29 protein-coding genes are annotated in these 17,872 nt (G+C 66.8%); 14 read left to right on the top strand and 15 right to left on the bottom strand.

Translation table 11 applies throughout. The features are described 5' to 3' along the window. Nucleotides 1–2: 2 nt before the first annotated feature. The 15 genes from MKP05_RS09600 to MKP05_RS09530 form a co-directional block, all read right to left on the bottom strand. Nucleotides 3–746 (bottom strand): 3'-5' exonuclease, encoded by a 744-nt coding sequence (locus tag MKP05_RS09600; protein ID WP_240568092.1) that lies wholly within the window; start codon nt 744–746, stop codon nt 3–5. Next, entirely contained in the window at nt 743–1,267 is a 525-nt protein-coding gene (locus tag MKP05_RS09595) for a hypothetical protein (RefSeq protein WP_240568091.1), read from the bottom strand. Before MKP05_RS09595 ends, MKP05_RS09600 begins: the two co-directional genes overlap by 4 nt. Then, nucleotides 1,264–1,794: a hypothetical protein gene (locus tag MKP05_RS09590; RefSeq protein ID WP_240568090.1), complete on the bottom strand. Its 531-nt coding sequence runs from the start codon at nt 1,792–1,794 to the stop codon at nt 1,264–1,266. The genes MKP05_RS09595 and MKP05_RS09590 overlap by 4 nt, the downstream gene beginning before the upstream one ends. Then, complete coding sequence (locus MKP05_RS09585) at nt 1,794–2,417, bottom strand: hypothetical protein (RefSeq protein ID WP_240568089.1); 624 nt, start codon at nt 2,415–2,417, stop codon at nt 1,794–1,796. Before MKP05_RS09585 ends, MKP05_RS09590 begins: the two co-directional genes overlap by 1 nt. Before the next feature lie 33 nt (nt 2,418–2,450). Beyond that, complete coding sequence (locus tag MKP05_RS09580; protein ID WP_240568088.1) at nt 2,451–2,777, bottom strand: hypothetical protein; 327 nt, start codon at nt 2,775–2,777, stop codon at nt 2,451–2,453. Beyond that, the gene (locus tag MKP05_RS09575) at nt 2,774–2,971 is read right to left on the bottom strand and encodes a hypothetical protein (RefSeq protein ID WP_240568087.1); all 198 of its coding nucleotides are present in this window, start codon (nt 2,969–2,971) and stop codon (nt 2,774–2,776) included. The genes MKP05_RS09580 and MKP05_RS09575 overlap by 4 nt, the downstream gene beginning before the upstream one ends. A 117-nt stretch (nt 2,972–3,088) precedes the next feature. After that, nucleotides 3,089–3,889, bottom strand: coding sequence for a DUF2303 family protein (locus MKP05_RS09570; RefSeq protein ID WP_240568086.1), 801 nt, complete (start codon nt 3,887–3,889; stop codon nt 3,089–3,091). Nucleotides 3,890–3,936: 47 nt separating this feature from the next. Beyond that, the gene (locus MKP05_RS09565; RefSeq protein ID WP_240568085.1) at nt 3,937–4,296 is read right to left on the bottom strand and encodes a YfdP family phage-associated protein; all 360 of its coding nucleotides are present in this window, start codon (nt 4,294–4,296) and stop codon (nt 3,937–3,939) included. A 40-nt stretch (nt 4,297–4,336) separates the two neighbouring features. Beyond that, a complete protein-coding gene (locus MKP05_RS09560; protein ID WP_276316578.1) occupies nt 4,337–4,750 on the bottom strand; it encodes a pyocin activator PrtN family protein in 414 nt (137 codons plus the stop codon). Continuing rightward, entirely contained in the window at nt 4,737–5,024 is a 288-nt protein-coding gene (locus MKP05_RS09555; RefSeq protein WP_240568084.1) for a phage antirepressor KilAC domain-containing protein, read from the bottom strand. The genes MKP05_RS09560 and MKP05_RS09555 overlap by 14 nt, the downstream gene beginning before the upstream one ends. Beyond that, nucleotides 5,021–5,605: a deoxynucleotide monophosphate kinase family protein gene (locus tag MKP05_RS09550; RefSeq protein ID WP_240568083.1), complete on the bottom strand. Its 585-nt coding sequence runs from the start codon at nt 5,603–5,605 to the stop codon at nt 5,021–5,023. The genes MKP05_RS09555 and MKP05_RS09550 overlap by 4 nt, the downstream gene beginning before the upstream one ends. Next, nucleotides 5,605–5,793 carry a hypothetical protein gene (locus tag MKP05_RS09545; RefSeq protein ID WP_240568082.1) on the bottom strand — a complete coding sequence of 63 codons (189 nt, stop codon included), beginning with the start codon at nt 5,791–5,793 and terminating at the stop codon, nt 5,605–5,607. The genes MKP05_RS09550 and MKP05_RS09545 overlap by 1 nt, the downstream gene beginning before the upstream one ends. Continuing rightward, entirely contained in the window at nt 5,790–6,116 is a 327-nt protein-coding gene (locus tag MKP05_RS09540) for a hypothetical protein (protein ID WP_240568081.1), read from the bottom strand. The genes MKP05_RS09545 and MKP05_RS09540 overlap by 4 nt, the downstream gene beginning before the upstream one ends. Continuing rightward, nucleotides 6,113–6,319 carry a hypothetical protein gene (locus tag MKP05_RS09535; RefSeq protein WP_240568080.1) on the bottom strand — a complete coding sequence of 69 codons (207 nt, stop codon included), beginning with the start codon at nt 6,317–6,319 and terminating at the stop codon, nt 6,113–6,115. Before MKP05_RS09535 ends, MKP05_RS09540 begins: the two co-directional genes overlap by 4 nt. A 99-nt stretch (nt 6,320–6,418) precedes the next feature. Then, on the bottom strand, nt 6,419–7,162 hold the full coding sequence (locus tag MKP05_RS09530; RefSeq protein WP_240568079.1) for an XRE family transcriptional regulator: 744 nt from the start codon (nt 7,160–7,162) through the stop codon (nt 6,419–6,421). A gap of 114 nt (nt 7,163–7,276) precedes the next feature. On the opposite strand from MKP05_RS09530, the gene MKP05_RS09525 reads away from it, so the two are divergent. From MKP05_RS09525 to MKP05_RS09460, 14 genes are all read left to right on the top strand, one after another. Continuing rightward, a complete protein-coding gene (locus tag MKP05_RS09525; RefSeq protein WP_240568078.1) occupies nt 7,277–7,477 on the top strand; it encodes a Cro/CI family transcriptional regulator in 201 nt (66 codons plus the stop codon). 181 nt (nt 7,478–7,658) lie between these two features. Beyond that, on the top strand, nt 7,659–8,174 hold the full coding sequence (locus tag MKP05_RS09520; protein ID WP_240568077.1) for a phage regulatory CII family protein: 516 nt from the start codon (nt 7,659–7,661) through the stop codon (nt 8,172–8,174). After that, a complete protein-coding gene (locus tag MKP05_RS09515; RefSeq protein ID WP_240568076.1) occupies nt 8,167–8,376 on the top strand; it encodes a TraR/DksA family transcriptional regulator in 210 nt (69 codons plus the stop codon). The genes MKP05_RS09520 and MKP05_RS09515 overlap by 8 nt, the downstream gene beginning before the upstream one ends. After that, nucleotides 8,376–9,410 (top strand): PriCT-2 domain-containing protein, encoded by a 1,035-nt coding sequence (locus MKP05_RS09510; protein ID WP_240568075.1) that lies wholly within the window; start codon nt 8,376–8,378, stop codon nt 9,408–9,410. Before MKP05_RS09515 ends, MKP05_RS09510 begins: the two co-directional genes overlap by 1 nt. Beyond that, the gene (locus MKP05_RS09505) at nt 9,410–11,125 is read left to right on the top strand and encodes a primase-helicase family protein (RefSeq protein WP_240568074.1); all 1,716 of its coding nucleotides are present in this window, start codon (nt 9,410–9,412) and stop codon (nt 11,123–11,125) included. The genes MKP05_RS09510 and MKP05_RS09505 overlap by 1 nt, the downstream gene beginning before the upstream one ends. A 351-nt stretch (nt 11,126–11,476) precedes the next feature. After that, complete coding sequence (locus MKP05_RS09500; RefSeq protein ID WP_240568073.1) at nt 11,477–11,857, top strand: hypothetical protein; 381 nt, start codon at nt 11,477–11,479, stop codon at nt 11,855–11,857. A 272-nt stretch (nt 11,858–12,129) separates the two neighbouring features. Then, nucleotides 12,130–12,702, top strand: a complete 573-nt coding sequence (locus MKP05_RS09495; RefSeq protein ID WP_240568072.1) for an N-acetylmuramoyl-L-alanine amidase — start codon at nt 12,130–12,132, stop codon at nt 12,700–12,702. Between the two features lie 35 nt (nt 12,703–12,737). After that, a complete protein-coding gene (locus tag MKP05_RS09490; RefSeq protein WP_240568071.1) occupies nt 12,738–13,013 on the top strand; it encodes a hypothetical protein in 276 nt (91 codons plus the stop codon). A gap of 1 nt (nt 13,014) precedes the next feature. Next, complete coding sequence (locus tag MKP05_RS09485) at nt 13,015–13,215, top strand: DUF7940 domain-containing protein (protein ID WP_240568070.1); 201 nt, start codon at nt 13,015–13,017, stop codon at nt 13,213–13,215. Nucleotides 13,216–13,528: 313 nt separating this feature from the next. Beyond that, a complete protein-coding gene (locus MKP05_RS09480) occupies nt 13,529–13,837 on the top strand; it encodes a hypothetical protein (RefSeq protein WP_240568069.1) in 309 nt (102 codons plus the stop codon). Between the two features lies 1 nt (nt 13,838). Further along, nucleotides 13,839–14,147 (top strand): HNH endonuclease, encoded by a 309-nt coding sequence (locus MKP05_RS09475; RefSeq protein ID WP_240568068.1) that lies wholly within the window; start codon nt 13,839–13,841, stop codon nt 14,145–14,147. A gap of 204 nt (nt 14,148–14,351) precedes the next feature. After that, complete coding sequence (locus MKP05_RS09470; RefSeq protein WP_240568067.1) at nt 14,352–14,867, top strand: phage terminase small subunit P27 family; 516 nt, start codon at nt 14,352–14,354, stop codon at nt 14,865–14,867. Further along, nucleotides 14,830–16,563 (top strand): terminase large subunit, encoded by a 1,734-nt coding sequence (locus tag MKP05_RS09465; protein WP_240568066.1) that lies wholly within the window; start codon nt 14,830–14,832, stop codon nt 16,561–16,563. Before MKP05_RS09470 ends, MKP05_RS09465 begins: the two co-directional genes overlap by 38 nt. Further along, nucleotides 16,560–17,864 carry a phage portal protein gene (locus MKP05_RS09460; protein WP_240568065.1) on the top strand — a complete coding sequence of 435 codons (1,305 nt, stop codon included), beginning with the start codon at nt 16,560–16,562 and terminating at the stop codon, nt 17,862–17,864. Before MKP05_RS09465 ends, MKP05_RS09460 begins: the two co-directional genes overlap by 4 nt. Nucleotides 17,865–17,872 lie beyond the last annotated feature (8 nt).

The following is a 17,872-nucleotide window of genomic DNA, read 5'->3' as shown; positions in this document are numbered from 1 at the left end:
GGTCACTCGCCACCTCCCGCCGCGATGATCACGGCTTGCAGGCTGCCCAGGGTGTCGGTGGAGATGCCGCCGCCGGTGCGGCGCATCTCCTCGCGAATCTGAAACAGGACCTTTCTCTGTTCGCGGATGTGTTCGACGAGTTCGCCCGGCATCATCTTGCCGAGAGGGTCGCCGGCGGCGGTATGGATGCGATCAACCAGGCCAAGCAGGGAGGAGTTGTCGATAGTCGCATCGCCGGCGACAGGCGCCACCAGTTCACGGTAGCGCCGCACGTCCTCCAGCTGGGCCTCGGCATCGGACAGGGCGCTATGGGCGACCCGGGGCTGGGTGCGTTCGTCGAGGATCTCGCGGGCGGTGCGGACGTCGCGCTCCTGGTAAAAGCGCCAGGGCTTACCGCCTATAAAGTCGCCGAGGATCTCGCAATCGAAGCCGGGGGAATTGCCCCAGACGAGATAGTCGCCGTACTCGTCGGCGGCCTCGCGGAAGAAGTCGTGTAGGATCTCGCGGGCCTTAGCCACGCTGATCAGCTTGCCGATCAGGGCGTCGCGGGCGGCATCATCCTGGCGTAACCACCAGTGCAGAGTGTTGTCGTCGATGACGCGGCCCTCGGCCACTTGCTCGGCGACACTGGGGGTGATGGAGAACGCCACGCCGTTGCTGTCGGCGATGCCGATGGCGAGGATCACGGCGTCGGGGCCCATGGCCAGGGTCTCCAGGTCGATGCTGATATCGATGACTTGGCTCATGACGGCTGGCCCTCCCCGCGGGTCTGCTGCAGCTTGGCGATCCGCCGGGTGATCTCCTGGCGGGCGCTGTGGCGGTCCATGGTCATGAAGAGGGTGCTGGCCAGGCTCAGGGCCTTGGCCTGGATCTCGGCGTCGTGGCGGGTGAGAGAGATGGTGGAGGCTTCGGCCAGAATGACGTGCAGGTCCCGCGCCCATTGCGCGTGCCAGGTCTTGCTCCCTGTGCGCGCCGCCAGACAAGGGCCACCGTCCTCGTCCACATGATCCGAGTGGTCCACCAGCTGGGAATCGGCCATCGCCTGGGCCTTGGCCAATACCGACGCCAGGGCATCGCGCTCGTCCTCGGCCTTACGTAGGGCCATGACCAGCCCGCGCTCGTCGCCGAGCTTGATCAGGCACGCGGGCTGGCGGTCGGGGGTGGTGCCGAAGTGGTCGGCGGCGGCGCCCACCGTGGTGAATAGCTCGCCGCAGTGGAAGCAGACCCAACCCTCGAGGGGACAGCCATGGACTTGGGCGTTATTCATCCCTGGCCCCCTTGCTCGCTGAGCTCGACTATGCGGCGATGGATCGCCTTGATGGTGTCCCACTCGACGGGCACTCGCTGTAGGTAGGTGCCTCCGCCACCGCAGATCTCGCAGCCGTCCTCCTCGTCGCACTCCAGGCACTCCGGGCAGGTCAGCTCGATGGTCTCGTGGAAATCGCCCAGCATGCCGGCCTTGTGGCCGGTCTCGGCGGTGATCTCCCGAGGCACCAGGGCCATGAGGCGGTCGAGAGAGGCAGTAGGCGCCTGACTGCGTGCTAAGTCCCACAGCTTCATCGCCGCCACGCTCTCCGGATCGCCCTCCGTCAGCGACCACTGCAACAGTTCGTGGTAGAGCGCGTGACCGGCGGAGTCCAGCCGCGCCACATGCGCCGCCTGGGCGTCGCGCTTCGCTTCGCCTTCCTCTAGCCGGTCGAGAAGTTCGATCAGAGCCTCGGTCGGAACCTGAGTGGGCCCCTTGTGGCACAAGTCGAACTGCGCCTGGGCGCGTAGCTTCTCCACATCAACCATCACTCACCTCCCTGCCGCTCGGCGGCACGGTCGAGGCGCTCGATCTCGGCGAGGATCAGGGCGCCGGCCTTGACCAAATCGCGGCGGGGATCGGTCGGCTTCCACCACTTCTTGTCCCACGGCCAGATGGCGGGGGCGTTGTCGACGACGCGTGAGGCGGCGTGATGGGCATAGCTGGCGGCGGCGTAAGCCAGCTCGCCGTGCTGGTACTCGTCATCGCGCTCCCGGCTGAATCCCTCGGTGGAGAGCTGCCGCATCCGCTCGCGGTAGACGGCGATGTATGAGGCGCTGCTGGTGTTGTTGGGGCCGGCAAACGATGAATCGGCGCAGAGCAGCAGCTGGGCAAACACCGTCTTGGCGCGCACGGCGACGCTGATGATGTCGCCGTCCTCGTCCTCGTCGCGATAGACCTCGGTGAAGCCGGCGGGGTGCGGGAATTCGAGCGAGTCGATGTAGGTCCGGGGGTCCGCGGCGTAGGCATCCATGACGTCCTCGTCGTCGACCGCCGGGTCGATGGGGGACTCGATGGCATGGATGTTGATCTCGAAGCCGAAGGGCTCGAGCACGTGCCGGATGGGGCGCTCATCGAACAGCGGGTGGTCGAGCAGTTGGTGCGGGTGCATGTGGTGTGACTCCTGTGGTGGGCAGGGTGTGGCTCAGGCGGCGTAGTCGCCCAGTCGCCGCGAGGCGAGCCGGCCTTCGCGGGTGGCGAGGACAGCGTCGGCGAGTTCGCGGCGGCTGGGGGCGGGTACCTTCACGGCCTTGCGGCCTTCGCGCTGACGGGTGGTGGCGGCCTCGCGGCCCGCGCGGCGCCGGGTCTCGGCGACACTCTCGACCAGCAGCGCGCCGCGCTTGCCGTTGCGGTACCGGGTGAGCACGCAGTCGGGCTTGAGGTCATGCCGCTCGGCGAGCTGCTCGAGGGTGACGGTGTCCCCGGTGGCCGGGTCTAGCGTGAGGGTGCGGAGCGTGAGGGCTGAGCTCATGATGGCGTCTCCATGCGGTTGACCTCACGCAGGTACTGGCGGGCCTGGTATCCGGCGCTCCGCATCCTGTCCCATGCCTGCCCGGCGGCGAGGCTGCCGGTGCCGTGGGTGTCATGGGCCGTGCGATAGGTCTGCTCGGCCTGGGCCAGGTTGGCGAGCAGGCGGAGCGGTTTGCTGGTGTCGGTGGTGTGCATAGCGGGCTCCTTTCAGTGCCAGACCAGCCAGCCCGTGGCCAGGCCGGCGGCGAAGACGAAGCCGAGTTCCAGTCCAGTTCCGAGCAGGCCGATCAGTTCCATGGGAGGCTCCTCTGGTTAGCGCTTGAAGTTGCCGAGCAGCAGGGTGGCGTGGTCGCCGAGGTGGGCGTGGAGCACCTGCTTGAACTCGGCGCCGATCTCTTCCTGGATGCCCTCGAGGCCCATGATGCGCAGCTTGATGCGCGGCTTCTCGTCGTCGGTGAGGATCGAGACGCGGAGGTCGAAGGTGCGCAGCTGCAGGCCCTCGTAGGGCAGGCAGGTGAAGCGGATCACCGCGGGGGTGTCGGTGCCGGTGCTGGCATCCAGGGCGTCGAGGCCGGTGCGCTTGGCGTTCCAGTCGCCCTCCTCGTGGGTGCGCTCGGCGGTGGCCTTGATCTCGATCTTGCGCACCAGGTTGGCGAGCTGCTTGGGCGACAGTTCATGGCCCTGGCTGCTCTCGCCCTCGATGTGGCTGTGCCAGTCCTCGATCCAGTGGGCCAGTTCCTTCTGGCCGAAGGCGCGTTCGTGGGCCTGCAGCGCTGCCTGGTAGGGGGCGGTCTTCTGCAGGGCGAGGCGGGCCCGGTGCTCGGCGTGGCCAGGGGCGGCGGGATCGCCCAGGTCGAAGAAGGCCAGGGCGTCCATGTCGTCGATGTCGACGAACACCTGGGGCGCGGTCTGAGCGTGGATGTAGGCGGCGAAGTCCTCGATCGAGCGGGTCGCGTAGGTACCGCGGAAGCGGCTCGGCGCCTGCTGGTAGCGCTCCAACGATTCGAGACTGTAGCCGGCCGGCACCAGCATGGTGGGTACGTCGGTACCGGGGTTGCCGATGGCGGCGGCGTGAACGAGGCTCTCGATTTTCTCGATGGCTTGGGAATCCATGGTGTCGTGGTCCTATGTGGTGTGCGTGGGTGGGTGATGCGCGCCGATCAGGCGCGCTGGGTGGAGTCCTGCGCCTGGGCGTCGAATTCGAACTTGTGCTGGTTCTCGGGGAACAGCGTGAGCTTGCCGCCGCGGCCCACGTAGAGCGGGGTCTTGGTGGTGTTCTCTTCGCTGCGCTTGCCCTTGGCGGTGGGCACCGTGTAGCTGAGCCGGTGGGCGCAATCGACCTGCGAGCTGTCGGCGATCTGCTTGAGGCTGAATTTCACGGTGACGTCACCGGCCTTGCCGGTGGCCACGACGCCGGCGGCCGCATCGCTGAGGGCGCGGGCGAGTTTCTCGCGGAACACGCCGGCATCCAGGTCGTCGAGCAGGGCGTTGATGTCGGTGCTGGTGGGTTGGTCTGACATGATCCGTCTCCTTTTCGTAGTGGTGGCCCGGGTGGGCCGGTCATTCCGCGGCGGTGGCCGGGCGGAAGTCGGTAACGGGCACGGCGTCGGTCAGGGCGCGATTGAGCCGGGCCTGATGCGAGTAGGGATGCGCCGTTTCGCGCTCGTCGGCCGCCGCCCGGCTGCGGTGCTCGATATAGGCGGCGAGCTGGTACAGGCAGATGTACCGGGGGCTCTTGTTCGAGTCGTCGAGCGTGACCACCGGCAGCGGGATGTCGCCCTCGCGCAGGGCGCGGCGGAAGGTCTCGCTGTTGCGGTTGCGGAAGTAGCGCAAACGGACGGCCTCCAGCGGGATCAGCACGTCGCCGAACTCCCGGTAGAGCAGCGCGACGGTGGTGTCGCCGTCGGCGGCCGGCTCCAGGGCGCCGGGGATCTCCTCGAAGCGCACGCCGGTGAGGCGGTCAGAGCACGGCATCGTTGGCGGCCTCCCGGTGGATGCGCACGCCGAGGCGGGTGGCGATGTAGAGCAGGCCGCGCTCGGTGACGAAGGTCTTGCCGTAGGGGCGGGCGGCGCCGAGGCCGCAATGCTCGTACTCACGCAGCTCGACCACCATCCGCCCGGTGCTGGTGTGGGGGCGCGTGCCCAGGTTGCGGCTATCGAGCATGCCGATCTCGCGCAGCTGCTGGCACAGCGTGGTGCGCCCGGTACCGAGCAGGGCGGCGGCTTCCTTGAGGGAATAGCGCTTCATGAGCGGCCCTCCCTGGTGGTGGCCTGGTCGATCAACTCGTCCATGGCCAGGGTCAGGCGGGCGTTGAGCTCGTCGAGGTCGCCGCCGTTGGTGATCACCCGATCGAGGCGGTGCAGGGCCACGCCCAGCTCAGTGGCGTGAGGGCGCACCGGGGCGGTGCCGGGGCGGTAGAGGTGGATCACCGTGCCGCCGTGGGTGCGGATCCACTCGGCCTCCTGGGGGGTACGCACGTCGCTGAACACCGCGCCCTGGAAGGCGTCGCCCTCGGCGTCCTCCAGCTGGGCGAGCCGCTGGCGGGCCACGCGAGTCCATAGGTCGGGAGCCACCAGGTCGCGGCCCCACTCGGTGCCGAGGGTCTGCATCAGTTCGCGAGGGCTCTTGCCCAGCCACGGCAGCGGCTGTTCCTTGAGCTCGCCATTCAGGTGGCGGTCGTCCAGGTCGAGCATGGCGCCCAGGGCGTCCTTGATCGGGTCGGCGAAGTTGATGCGGGCCAGGCCGTAGCGGTCGGCGATGATGCGCTGCGCGGTGCTCTTGCCGCAGCGCGCGGCACCGGTCAGGCCGATCAGTAGCTTGAGGGTCATCAGAGCCTCCCGAAGTAGCGTTCGATGGCGGCGCCGGCCAGGCAGATCGGCAGCACGATCGCCATCAGCACCAGGAAGATGCCGAGCAGGGCGGCGCTGCCGGTGGCGAGGCTGCCCGAGCCGGCCGGCAGCAGGCCGACAAGCCAGGCGGCCAGGGTGTGGAAGGGGTTGGTCAGGGCGACGATCATGCGGCACCCCCGGGGGCAGGCAGCAGGCTCTCCAAGTGGTCGATGATGTCGGTCAGGTCGGCCAGTACGACGTCGGCGTGCACGTGGGGCTTGGGCGGGAGGCGTACATGGCCCGTCCAGACGGCGTCATGGCTGCCGTCGGTGGGCACGACGCGTACGTCGAGGGTGTGGACGTGACCGGCATAATGGCAGGTGGCGTAGAGATCATCGCGCTGCAGGCTGACGGTGATGCAGAGATCCTGGATGCGGGCGATCAGGGCGCGGTGGTCGCTGGTGAAGCCCTGACCGCCGGCGGCGGTGGGCAGGCGGGTGATGTTGCTCATGCCGCACCTCCCGCGCCGGGCAGGCGCAGGACGGTGGCGAGCTCAGTGAGTTCGACGAGGCGGATGCGGCGGTTGCCGGCGGAGACGTCGGGGCAGGCGAGGCGCTGGGTGGTGCGCTCGATGGCCCGGATGGTCCGCGCGTCGGAAGCGGCGGCCGGGTGCAGATAGACCGCGGCCGGGGTGATGCATGTGGTGTGACTCATCTTCGGTACTCCGTGGTGGGCGGAATACCGATGAGATTAGTAGGGCTGTTTTTTCAAGTCAACAGTAAAGCTAATTTTTAGGAGTCGGCGGGCTAATTTTTAGAGGTCGGTCAGCTTCCACCGGGCTTTCCCGACGACGACCCAGTCGTGGTCGATCCTGGTGTAGCGGGGGCTGAAGTGTTCATTCACAGCGCACAGGTACAGGTCATCGCCTTCTCGCCTGATCTGCTTGAAGGTGCCGGTGTTGTCGGAGACGCGGCGGGCAAACACGTAATCGCCCAGGCACCAATCCAGGTCGGGGTCGATGATCACCTTTTCACCGTCCAGGAACCGGGGTTCCATCGAGATGCCCTCGATGCGCAGTGCAAAGGCCTTAGGGCCTGTCGGGCCTGGTGCTGACACCCATTCCTCGATTTCTTGTCTTTCAATGATTTCTTCGAGATGGCCGGCAGAGGCCTGGCCAATTACCGGTAGCCGGGCGCGGGTGCCAGCCATTGGGGTGGCGTCAGATTCACGAATGTGATGCTTCGAGTCGCCTGGGTCGCTGCCAGCGAGGTAGATCGTGGGGATTTCCTTGGCAAGTCTAGGACTCACCTCGGAAGGCATGAATCGGAGTGCTTTGGATAGCTTGAGGAGTGCTTCGAGATTGAGGGGCATCCTGCCTGTCATGTACTGGCTGACAGCGCTCTGACCAGCCCACCCGCAGCGCTCGGCGACAGTATCCTGATTGAGCTTCTGCCCGATCGCTTGAGCCTCACGCTTGCGGTCCTGGTATATGGCCTTGAGCTTGTCAGCCTCGGCCTGAACCGCTTCTGGGCTTGGTTCGTTGTGGGTCTCGTCCATGAGCCAAGCTTATATTCATGACGGCGTCATGCAATGCGTCTGACTAATATCTGGTTGCGCCTGAAAATTAGCTAGGCTACTGTTTGGGTCATGCGTCCTGTGAGGTGACACGCCATGGGTAAAGAAATGACCTTGAAAGAATTTGTTGCGCAGCGGTCGCAAGCCGAGGTCGCGCTCATGATGGGTGTGACGCAGGGCGCCGTGTCGCAAATGCTTAAATCTCAAAGGGATATCCGTGTCAGGCCCGACCCTGATAGCGAGACGGGCTTCCGGTTTTACGAGGTAAGGCCGATAGGAAAAAACCAGGCCGCCTGACGGCGGCCTGGGGGGATTGCCGGGGGACCTTCCCACCACAGGTCCTTCCCCCGGCAGGTTGCAGAGAGGTTGAATGCCCACCACAGGCCCTCTCTGCTGTGCGCACACCACATGCTGCACGGCTTTAGGATAAGGCATCTTCTGGCCGGCTGCATGGCAACGTGAAGGGAGTAACGCCACCATGTCGAAACGCTGGATGTCTTCCGTGGACCGCGCGCAACGCGAGGTCCTGCCGCTGCACCTGGCGTTGTACCACGCCGCCAGGGCCTATCCCGGCGGCGTGAAGGCGATTGCCGCCGTCTATGGATTCAACCCCACCACCCTGCAGCACAAGCTGAGCCCCACCGAAGAGCGCCACCGGGCCAACATCGATGACCTCGAGGCGGTGCTGGCCACCACCCGCGACACTCGGATCCTCGACAGCCTCGGCGAGATCGCCGGCGGTTGCCTGTGGGTCATGCCGGTGGAGCGCCGCCGGGCACCGAGAGGCGATGACCAGCACGACGTGCTGGAGACGCTCGCGACGCTGCACGACCACCTGGGCGAGATGATCACCAGCATCCGCACGAGCCTCAGGGATGGGGTGGTGGATGACCGCGAGAGGGCCGAGCTGCGCCTGCGCTCGCGGCGCCTGCTGGAGGCGGTGCTGCTGCTCGAGCAGGCGGCCACCGAGGCGGGGGAGGTGAGCCATGGATAAGGCCGACATCGCGCAGGACTACATCGAGTGGCGCACCGAGCAGGCCCTGGCCGCCCGCCGGGCCATGCAGGTTCCCGCCTCCATGCTGTGCCGCGCCGAATGCGAGGACTGCGGCGAGGAGATCCCCGCCGCTCGCCGCGAGCGCCTGCCGGGCGTGACCACCTGCGTGGCCTGCCAGACGATCAGGGAGGGGCGGCGGTGATGACGGAACGCGACCTCCTGACCCTGGACGAGCTGCGCCTGGCCCTACAGCACATCCCCGCCGACGACCGCGAGACCTGGGTCAGCATCGGCAACGCCTGCAAGACCGAGTACGGCGACGAAGGCTTCGCGATCTGGGACGAGTGGAGCCAGGGCGGGCAGAACTACAAGGCCGCCGATGCCAAGAGCGTGTGGCGCAGCCTGACTCCTGGGCACGTGCGTTTGGGCACCATCATCAAACTGGCCACCGACGGCGGCTGGCGGCGTGAACGCCGCGAGATGAGCGCCGAGGATCGCCGCCGGATGAAGGCCGAGGCCGAGGAGCGGCGCCGGAAAGCGGCCGAGCAGGTGGAAGCCGACCAGGCCAAGCTGGAGCGCATGCAGCTTGCCGTGGCCAGTGCCTGCCAGCGGGTGCTCGAGCAGCACCTGGCCCCGCAGGGGCGATCGCCGTACCTGGAGCGCAAGGGCGTGGCCGGGCATGGCGTGCTTTTCCCGCGGCGGGCGGTGCTGATCAGCATCGACAGCCAGCGCGAGCGGGCGGATGTGTGGGCCGGGTTGGAGGTGCGTGACTGGTTTCGCGACCTGCCCAAGCCGAGGCCGGACCATCTGCACATGTTCCAGATCCGACAGGGCGACGTGGTGGTGCCGCTGCGCGATGCCAGCGGCACGCTGTGGGCCCTGCAGACGATCAATGCCAAGGGCACCAAGCTGTTTCCCCGGTTCGGGCGCAAGGCGGGCAACTGGCACTGGATCGGCTGGCAGCAGTCCCCGGAGTACATCGCTATCACCGAGGGCTATGCCACCGGGGCCAGCGTGCACGAGGCGATGGGCTGGCCGGTGGTGGTGGCGCTGGACGTGGGCAACATGGCCCGCGTGTTGCCGGCGCTGCGCGAGGCGTTTCCCGCAGCCCACCTGGTGCTGTGCGGCGACGATGACCCCGACACCACGGGCAATCCTGGCCGTCAGAAGGCGGAAGCCCTGGCCCGAGAGCATGGCTGCGTGGCGGTGTTCCCCGAGCTGGGCGAGGTGGCCTGATGGCGGACTGGAATGATCTGCACGTGGCCCATGGCCTGGCCGCCGTGCGCGAGCAGATTGCCTCGGCGGTGTCGGTGCGCGCGGCGAACGATGAACCTCTCCCCCGTGCCCCCTCTGGTTGGCAGCCGCCCGACCCTGGCGCTGCTGCAGCCCCGGGGGGCGCGGGGGAGGGCCAGGAATGGTCCGACGAGAAGGTGCGCCGGCGCTTTGCGCTGCTCGAGGGTGAGAAGAAGGTGTTCGATACCCTGCGGCGCAAGATAGTGAACTGGGGCGCGTTCGAGGCGCTGGTGACCAAGGCGGCGGCGAAGGCGTGGCTGGAGAGCCCCGAGAAGAAGGTGATCGATGCCGACCAGGCCCGCCAGCAGGTGGCCGACGTGAAGCTGGCCAGCAAGCTGAAGGGCGAGCGCGGCAAGATCGGCATGGCGCCCACCGAGCGCTACGTGTACCTGGACGGCACCCAGGACATCTGGGATCGCCAGCTCAAGCAGCGCCTTCCGGCCAGGGCCGTGCAACTGGCCCTCGGCGACGCCTGGTCGCTGTGGGTGAACTCGCCGGAGCGCCGGCAGGTGCCGCACGACCGCCTGGTGTTCGATCCGCGCATGACGAAGGACCCGAGCGAGTACATCAACACCTTCGAGGGGCTGCCGTTGGAACCGGTGGACGATCTCGACGCCTGCAAGTCGATACGCTACCTGATCCACTGGCTGTGCGGCGGCGACAAGGATGCCATGCACTGGCTGACCTGCTGGCTGGCCTACCCGCTGCAGCACCTCGGGGCGAAGCTGGATACCGCGGTGCTGGCTCACTCGACGATCGAAGGCTCGGGCAAGTCGCTGCTGCTCTCGGACATCATGGGGGCGATCTATGGCGCCTATGCCGCCACGGTGGGCCAGGCCCAGCTCGAGATGAACTGGAACCAGTGGCAGGAAAGCAAGCTGTATGGCGTGTTCGAGGAGGTGGTCTCGCGCGACCAGCGCTACAACCAGGTCGGCAAGATCAAGCACATGATCACCGGCAAGACGATGCGGGTGGAAGCCAAGTTCATGAACGGCTGGGAGCAGGCCAACTTCATGAATGCCGCGTTTCTCTCCAACGAGATCATGCCCTGGCCGATCAGCGAGCACGACCGGCGCATGCTTGTCATCTGGCCCGAGAAGACCCTGCCGGCCGAGGCGACGGTGGCGCTGGGCAAGGAGCTCGCCGGCAACGGGATCGCGGCGTTCTTCCACTACCTGCTGAACTACGACACCGGCGACTTCAACGAGCGAACGCGACCCCCCAAGACGGCGGCGCGCGAGCAGCTGGTGGCGCTCAGCCGCAGCGCCTGGGAAACCTTCGTGGTGGCCTGGCGCGGGGGCATCCTCGGCGTGCCGTTCACCGTGGCGCGCACCCAGGACGTGCACGACCTCTTCCTCGAGTGGTGCAGTAAGAACCGCGAGCACACCATGAGCGAGACGAAGTTCTCGCTGTTCGTTGGCACGCAGGTGACCAAGAGCCAGCAGCAGATGGGCTGGTACGACATGGAGGACAAGCGCGTGCGCTCGATGTTCTTCCTCCCCGACCCTCCACCCGGGGTGGATCTCTCCGATGGCAAGAAGCTGGGCATGCTGGTGAAGCAATTCCGCGATGCCGCGTTCGAGGCGGGCTGGAACCCGCTGAGCTGGGACAAGTGCCGCGGCTGGCAGAAGCCGTATGGCGGCTCACCGATGGACTAGCGGCCCTGCTGTCTAGGGTTGCTAGGGTCTGTCTAGGGTCGTTTTCCAAGGGGTAGACAATGCAAGTTTCTGAAACCAAAGGCGTTATGTATGCCTGTCTAGGGTGTCTAGGGTTTGTCGCGCGCGCACGCGCATGCGCGTCACTTTCTCGGAGTTATTCACAACCGGTCGATAAAATTCCCCTACATGCGCGGTAACCCTAGCAACCCTAGACACCCTAGACACCAGTAAATAGAAAACTGTTTTTAATAGGTTTTTTGTGTCTAGGGTCTGACTAGGGTTGGGCGATATCTGTCTAGGGTTCGAAATGGCCACCCACCGGGCCGACCACCACGACGAGGAGCACACCACATGATCACTGAGATGGACGAGCTGCTGAAGCACTGGGCCGACCAGCACCGAGGGCCGGGACTGCGCCAGTGCAGCCCCCTGGGCCGCATGGTGGAGTTCGGCGGGATCCCGCCCCGCGGGGCAGCGCCTCACGGCAGCCGCGACCCGTTGGGCCTGGGCGAGCTGGATGATCTGTCCTGGCAGGTGGAGCAGGCGCTGGGCAAGCTGGACGCCCAGCATCAGGTGCTGGCACATGAGCACTACCGCGGGGGTGGCTATAGCGACGAGAAGGCCCGGCGCTTGGGTCTTCCGCGTCAGACCTACTATGACCGCCTGGATCGGCTGCATGAGGCACTGATGGCCGAGTTGAGGTCCGAACATCGGCGCGAGCAGCGTGCATGAACCTGTGATATTGCGGGGTCTGGCCGGGACATTCCCGGGACATTGCCCGTGTGGCATTACCGGGCGGTTGATGCCACCGGAATCGGCGACCATCATTCACGTACCGTCAGATAGCTGCGCCTGATGGGTCTTCGACTCCCGGTTGTTCTCTCGACTTCGCCCCGGCCTTCGCGCCGGGGCGCTTGTTTCCGGCGCACCTGACGCACCGAGTTACTCCCGCCGTGGTGGGCGGCGCCGCCTACGGGCGGCACTTTCATTTCTGGAGGTGTGCGATGGGGTGGATCACCGAGGTGAAGACGGTTCCCCAGGCAGCTCCCCAGCGCCATACCGTGGTGATCTGCGCCGGGCACAGCAACCGCGACCCGGGCGCCGTGGCCCACGGCTACACCGAGGCCGGGATCGTCGCCGAGTTCCGCAACCTGGTGAGTGATGAGCTCGCCGAGCTGGGCATCCGCCACCTGACCGATGGCGAGGGCGTGGATAACTGGCCACTGAGTGACGCGGTGCAGATCGCCGCCGAGGCTTCGCTCGCGGTGGAGTTCCACTGCAATGCGGCGTCACCCGCAGCGACCGGCGTCGAGACGCTCTCGCGCTCGCACAATCAGCGGCTGGGCTCTCGGCTCTGCCATGCCATCGCCGATACCCTGGGCATCCCCAATCGTGGGGCCAAGCCCGAGACCGCAGGCCAGCACCACCGTCTGGCGTTCGTCAGCGACGGCGGTGGCATCATCGTCGAGCTGTTCTTCCTGACCCATAAGCAGGACCTCGCGGCTTACCTGGCCGGAAAGCGTGGACTGGCCAAAGAGGTGGCACGGGTGTTGGCCGATGCCGCCCGAGCCTCATAGGCAGCCATCCATAATCCCGGCCAGGGAGTCGGTTGATGAAATCGATATTGGAGAGCCGCGTGAGTGACCCGAAATTGCCGGACGTGTGGCAGATGATATTCGAGCAAACTCCTGCCGTGCTCCGCTGGGCGCTGGGCATTCTGACCCTTGGGATTTTTTCCCTTGCCGGCTTGCTGTACCGCTGGCATCGCGACGATCTGCGGGCCGTGCATCGCCGCATCGATCGCCTGGAGCAAACCATGCACGAGCGGCACGAGGAATCGAACCGCTTGCTGTTCCAGATCGCACGTAACACCAGCAAAGGTGAGTGACATGAAGCTCGTCAAGAACGCCAACGCGGCGCTGCGGATGTGGAGCAACCAGAGCGCCGCCACCGCCGCCGTGCTGGCGCTCCAGGAAGTGGTGCCGCTATGGGAGCCATTCGTCCCGGACAACGTTTTCGCCATGATGAGCGCCGCCGCCGCCACCGCCGCGGTATTCCTGCGCGTCATCGATCAGGGCCTCGACAACTGATCCGCGACACCGCAGCTCGCTGGATCCTGTGCGGCTATGTGCTGCACTACCTGGCCGCACTGATCTATCACCGAGGCAACCGATGACCGAAGCTCAGCGCCGGGCAGTCAACGCCCGCCATCAGCAGTCGCACACCCAGCGGCCCCAGCACCGAGGCTGACTGCCTCTTACTGGCCGGCAGCTGGATCGGAAACCCAGCGGGGGCCGAGGAGGTGATCCGCTATCTCCGCGCCGGGCTCCGGTGACCCCGGCACGCCGGCAGCTCCCCGCGAGGGGACGCGCCGGCCTCATTCATTCATTCGAGGTGGTGACGATGACCGATGTGCTGCTGGTCCATGTCGAGAAGGCGCTGGGCGCCGATAAGTCGGCGAAGCTGCAGGAGCAGCTCAGGGCCGTCTGCAAGGGTACAGGCTTGCGGCCTGTCTTGTTCGATCAGGGCATCGGCGGTGAGGTGCACCGCGACCTGGATGGGCTGGTCTCTGCCATCGAGGCACAGACTCAGGCGATCAACGCCCTCGCCGAGTCCAACCGCGCGGTGGTCGACTACCTGCTCGCCCAGGAAGCCGAGGAGCATGACGAGGCGCCTGACCTCCGCTACCTGGATGGCTCGCCCAAGGACTGACATGAACAATCGGCCCTGGCGCCGGCTGTACAACACCCGGCGCTGGCACCGCATGCGCACTGCCCAGCTGCGTGACGAGCCGCTGTGCCGGTACTGCAAGGCCCTAGGCCATGTGACGCCGGCGGTCATCGTCGACCACATCGTCCCGCATAAGGGCGATGAGGATTTGTTCTTCGACGCCGACAACCTGCAGTCGCTGTGCAAGACGTGCCACGACTCGGCCAAGCAGAGCTACGAGCGCACCGGCAAGCTGCCGGGCTGCCGCGAGGACGGCTGGCCGATCGACCCCAACCACCACTGGTCCCGCTAGGGCAGGGGGTGGGTCGAAACCTCAGGCCGCCCCCGCGAAGACCGCCGCCATATCTTTCCGTGTTAAAGCGGGAAAAATGGGAGGGGGGTACCTCGCCCCGTGGGGCCTGGATCTCGGTTTCGCGGGTTCCTCTCACTGGCTGAATACAACATCTAGTGTCGCTTCCCTCCTGGAAGTGCACCACATCTAGTATCGGAGGTTCGCATGGCAGGCAACCGCAATAGCGGGCGTAAGCCATTGCCGGCGAACGTCCATGCCCTGCGGGGCAACCCGAGCAAGAAGAGCGCCGCTGATCTCGACCCGGGCCGGGGCGAGGTGCAGGTCGAGGCCAAGATCCCGCCGTGTCCGGCGTTCCTGACCAAGGACGCGCGGGCCGAGTGGAAGCGGATCGCCAAGGACCTGCAGGTCCTGGGGCTGATCAGCGAGCTGGACCGCGGCGAGCTAGCCGTCTACTGCCAGGCCTGGGCCGACTGGAAGCTGGCTCGGGAGAAGATCACCGCCCTCGAGGAGGCCGGCTTCGTGGAGGTCACGCCCAGCGGCTACAAGCAGATGAGCGCCTGGATGCAACTGGCCAACCGGGCCGAGGAGCGCATGCGCAAGGCGGGCAGCAGCTTCGGCCTGAACCCGTCGGCCCGCGCGAGCCTCGGCGCCGGCACGGTGAAACAGGGAGAGCTGTTCCCCAATGAGCAAGCGGAGACCGCCCGAAAGTACGGCCTGTGACGATCGCGCCACAGCCTACGCCCGGGCGGTGGTGGCCGGTGACCTGATCGCCGGCCCCCAGGTCCGCCACGCCTGCGCGCGTCACCTGCGCGACCTGGAGGCCGGCCCGGCCCGCGGTCTGCGCTGGGACCTCGAGGCGGCCAATCACGCCATCGACTATTTCGAGGACGTGCTGCGCCTCAACGGCGGGCGTTTCGAGGGACAGCCGTTCAAGGTGCTGCCCTGGCAGGCCTTCATCGTCGGCAGCCTGTTCGGCTGGAAGGGGGAGGACGGCTTTCGCCGCTTCCGCGTCGCCTATGTGGAGACCGCCAAGGGCAGCGGCAAGAGCCCGCTGGCCGCCGGGATTGGGCTCTATGGCCTGACATCCGATGGTGAGAGCCGCGCCGAGATCTACGCCGCGGCGACCAAGAAGGACCAGGCCCAGATCCTGTTCCGCGACGCCGTGGCCATGGTGGATCAGTCGCCGCTCCTGGCGCCGGTGATCCCCAAGAGCGGGGCGCCGGGCAAGGAGTACAACCTGGCGTACCACCGTACCGGCAGCTTCTTCCGCACGGTGAGCGCCGACGACGGCCAGTCCGGACCGCGGCCACACATCGCGCTGCTCGACGAGATCCACGAGCACAAGACGCCGTTGGTGGTGGAGATGATGCGCGCCGGCACCAAAAGCCGCGAGCAGGCGCTGATCTTCATGATCACCAACAGCGGCACCGACCGGCTGACGGTGTGCTGGGACTACCATGACTACGCCGTGAAGATCGCCAGCGGGGCGCTGGAGGACGACAGCTTCTTCGGCTTCGTGTGTGGCCTGGACGATGGCGACGATCCCTTCGCCGACGAGGCCTGCTGGGTGAAGGCGAACCCCAGCCTGCCCTACGGCATCCCGGGCATGAAGTACCTGCGCGAGCAGGTCACCCAGGCGCGCGGCATGCCGTCGAAGGAGGCCACGGTCCGGCGGCTGAACTTCTGCCAATGGGTGGCGGCCGACAACCCGGCGATCAGCCGTGACGCCTGGCTCGCCACCCAGGACGACGACTTCGACCTGGAGCGGCTGCTGGGCCGGCGCTGCGTGGCGGGGCTCGACCTCTCCAGCACCCAGGACCTGACCGCCCTGGTGCTGCTGTTCGAGCCGGCCGAGGACGACCCGGTGTGGCGGATGATGGCGTGGTTCTGGTTGCCCAAGGAGGGCCTGCAGAAGAAGGGCGAGCGCGACCGGGTGCCCTACCTGGCCTGGGAGAAGGCCGGCCACCTGGAGACCACCCCGGGCGCGGCGATCAACAAGCGCTACGTGCTGCACCGCCTGGTGGAGATCACCGAGCTCTACGACCTGCAGGGCGTCGGCTACGACCGCTGGCGGATCGAGGACCTGACCTCGCTGATCGACGACGACGGCCTGAGCCTGCCGCCGCTGACCCCGGTGGGCCAGGGCTTCAAGGACATGAGCCCGGCGGTGGACGAATTCGAGCGCCGGCTGATCAACGCCGAGATGCGTCATCAGGGCCACCCGGTGCTGACCTGGTGCGCCGCCAACGCCGTGTACAACGAGGATCCGGCCGGCAACCGCAAGATCGACAAGAAGCGCTCCACGGGGCGCGTGGACGGCATCGTCGCCGCGGTCATGGCCAGCTCGCTGACACTGGGCGAGCTCGCCGACAACGACGACATCACCGACTTCTTAAGGGCCCCGATCATCGCATGAGCATTCAGACGAAAAAGCCGGGCCGTGTGAAGGCGGCGATACTCAACTGGCTGGGCGTACCGCTCGACCTCACCAGCTCGGAGTTCTGGGCGGCGTGGGGCTCGAGCGTGAACAGCGCCGGCCAGCGGGTGGATCAGAATACCGTGATGTCGCTCTCGGCGGCCTGGGCCTGCACCCGGCTGATCTCGGAGGCCGTGGCCACGTTGCCGCTGCACCTTTACGAGCGCACCCCGGACGGGCGACGCCGGGCGGTGAATCACCCGCTGTACCCGATCATAAACCGCAGCCCCAACGCCGAATCGACCGCGGCGACCTACTGGGAGGCGAACACGGCGGCGATCCTGCTGCGCGGCAACGGCTTCAGCGAGAAGCAATATTTCAACGGCCGGATGGTCGGGATCAAGTTCCTGGCCCCGCACCGCCTGGGCGCCCGGCGCCTGGCCAACGGCGACGTCCAACTGATGTACACCGAGGAGGGTGGCCGCCAGCGCCCGGTGCGCGACCGCGACCTCTTCCACATCCCGGGTTTCTCGATGGACGGCAAGTGGGGACTGTCGACGATCCAGTACGGCGCCGCGGTGTTTGGCTCGGCCTTGGCGGCCAGCAACGCCGCCAACGGCACCTTCGAGCGCGGCCTGGCGCCCACCGTGGCGTTCACCCTGGACAAGGTGCTGAAGAAGGAACAGCGCGACGAGTTCCGCGAGAACCTGAAGAAGATCAGCGGCGCATTGAATGCCGGCGAGTCGCCGCTGCTCGAGGGCGGCATGGACGCCAAGACCATCGGCATAAAGCCCAGCGACGCCCAGCTCCTCGAGAGCCGGGCGTTCTCGGTCGAGGAGGTCTGCCGCTGGTTCCGGGTCGACCCCTCGATGGTCGGCCACGGCAACAAGGACAGCAACTGGGGCACCGGCCTCGAGCAGAAACTGATCGGCTTCCTGACCTTCACGCTGCGGCCCTGGCTGACGCGCATGGAGCAGGCCATCAACAAGCACCTGCTCAGCCCCCAGGACCAGCTGCGCTACTACGCCGAGTTCTCGATCGAGGGCCTGCTGCGCGCCGACAGCGCCGCCCGGGCCGCGTTCTTCTCGGTCATGGTCAACAACGGGATCATGACCCGCGACGAGGTCCGCCAGCTGGAGAACCTGCCGGCGCGGGGCGGCAACGCCGACGTGCTCACCGTACAGAGCGCCATGGTGCCGATCGACAGCCTCGGCCAGGCCAGCGACGGCGACACCGCTCGCGCGGCCCTGGCCGCCTGGCTCAACCAGGGCCAGCAGCAACCGCCCCCGGACAACGACTGAACGGAGCC

Source organism: Halomonas flagellata (assembly GCF_022487945.1).
Classification (GTDB): domain Bacteria; phylum Pseudomonadota; class Gammaproteobacteria; order Pseudomonadales; family Halomonadaceae; genus Halomonas; species Halomonas flagellata.
Note: the sequence above shows the minus strand (reverse complement) of the source record. Positions and strands in the feature narration are given on the sequence as shown.

Bases quoted from the DNA above. Each gene is read 5' to 3' on its own strand.
- MKP05_RS09600 (WP_240568092.1), bottom strand. From the start codon at position 746: ATGAGCCAAGTCATCGATATCAGCATCGACCTGGAGACCCTGGCCATG.
- MKP05_RS09595 (WP_240568091.1), bottom strand. From the start codon at position 1,267: ATGAATAACGCCCAAGTCCATGGCTGTCCCCTCGAGGGTTGGGTCTGC.
- MKP05_RS09590 (WP_240568090.1), bottom strand. From the start codon at position 1,794: ATGGTTGATGTGGAGAAGCTACGCGCCCAGGCGCAGTTCGACTTGTGC.
- MKP05_RS09585 (WP_240568089.1), bottom strand. From the start codon at position 2,417: ATGCACCCGCACCAACTGCTCGACCACCCGCTGTTCGATGAGCGCCCC.
- MKP05_RS09580 (WP_240568088.1), bottom strand. From the start codon at position 2,777: ATGAGCTCAGCCCTCACGCTCCGCACCCTCACGCTAGACCCGGCCACC.
- MKP05_RS09575 (WP_240568087.1), bottom strand. From the start codon at position 2,971: ATGCACACCACCGACACCAGCAAACCGCTCCGCCTGCTCGCCAACCTG.
- MKP05_RS09570 (WP_240568086.1), bottom strand. From the start codon at position 3,889: ATGGATTCCCAAGCCATCGAGAAAATCGAGAGCCTCGTTCACGCCGCC.
- MKP05_RS09565 (WP_240568085.1), bottom strand. From the start codon at position 4,296: ATGTCAGACCAACCCACCAGCACCGACATCAACGCCCTGCTCGACGAC.
- MKP05_RS09560 (WP_276316578.1), bottom strand. From the start codon at position 4,750: ATGCCGTGCTCTGACCGCCTCACCGGCGTGCGCTTCGAGGAGATCCCC.
- MKP05_RS09555 (WP_240568084.1), bottom strand. From the start codon at position 5,024: ATGAAGCGCTATTCCCTCAAGGAAGCCGCCGCCCTGCTCGGTACCGGG.
- MKP05_RS09550 (WP_240568083.1), bottom strand. From the start codon at position 5,605: ATGACCCTCAAGCTACTGATCGGCCTGACCGGTGCCGCGCGCTGCGGC.
- MKP05_RS09545 (WP_240568082.1), bottom strand. From the start codon at position 5,793: ATGATCGTCGCCCTGACCAACCCCTTCCACACCCTGGCCGCCTGGCTT.
- MKP05_RS09540 (WP_240568081.1), bottom strand. From the start codon at position 6,116: ATGAGCAACATCACCCGCCTGCCCACCGCCGCCGGCGGTCAGGGCTTC.
- MKP05_RS09535 (WP_240568080.1), bottom strand. From the start codon at position 6,319: ATGAGTCACACCACATGCATCACCCCGGCCGCGGTCTATCTGCACCCG.
- MKP05_RS09530 (WP_240568079.1), bottom strand. From the start codon at position 7,162: ATGGACGAGACCCACAACGAACCAAGCCCAGAAGCGGTTCAGGCCGAG.
- MKP05_RS09525 (WP_240568078.1), top strand. From the start codon at position 7,277: ATGGGTAAAGAAATGACCTTGAAAGAATTTGTTGCGCAGCGGTCGCAA.
- MKP05_RS09520 (WP_240568077.1), top strand. From the start codon at position 7,659: ATGTCGAAACGCTGGATGTCTTCCGTGGACCGCGCGCAACGCGAGGTC.
- MKP05_RS09515 (WP_240568076.1), top strand. From the start codon at position 8,167: ATGGATAAGGCCGACATCGCGCAGGACTACATCGAGTGGCGCACCGAG.
- MKP05_RS09510 (WP_240568075.1), top strand. From the start codon at position 8,376: ATGACGGAACGCGACCTCCTGACCCTGGACGAGCTGCGCCTGGCCCTA.
- MKP05_RS09505 (WP_240568074.1), top strand. From the start codon at position 9,410: ATGGCGGACTGGAATGATCTGCACGTGGCCCATGGCCTGGCCGCCGTG.
- MKP05_RS09500 (WP_240568073.1), top strand. From the start codon at position 11,477: ATGATCACTGAGATGGACGAGCTGCTGAAGCACTGGGCCGACCAGCAC.
- MKP05_RS09495 (WP_240568072.1), top strand. From the start codon at position 12,130: ATGGGGTGGATCACCGAGGTGAAGACGGTTCCCCAGGCAGCTCCCCAG.
- MKP05_RS09490 (WP_240568071.1), top strand. From the start codon at position 12,738: ATGAAATCGATATTGGAGAGCCGCGTGAGTGACCCGAAATTGCCGGAC.
- MKP05_RS09485 (WP_240568070.1), top strand. From the start codon at position 13,015: ATGAAGCTCGTCAAGAACGCCAACGCGGCGCTGCGGATGTGGAGCAAC.
- MKP05_RS09480 (WP_240568069.1), top strand. From the start codon at position 13,529: ATGACCGATGTGCTGCTGGTCCATGTCGAGAAGGCGCTGGGCGCCGAT.
- MKP05_RS09475 (WP_240568068.1), top strand. From the start codon at position 13,839: ATGAACAATCGGCCCTGGCGCCGGCTGTACAACACCCGGCGCTGGCAC.
- MKP05_RS09470 (WP_240568067.1), top strand. From the start codon at position 14,352: ATGGCAGGCAACCGCAATAGCGGGCGTAAGCCATTGCCGGCGAACGTC.
- MKP05_RS09465 (WP_240568066.1), top strand. From the start codon at position 14,830: ATGAGCAAGCGGAGACCGCCCGAAAGTACGGCCTGTGACGATCGCGCC.
- MKP05_RS09460 (WP_240568065.1), top strand. From the start codon at position 16,560: ATGAGCATTCAGACGAAAAAGCCGGGCCGTGTGAAGGCGGCGATACTC.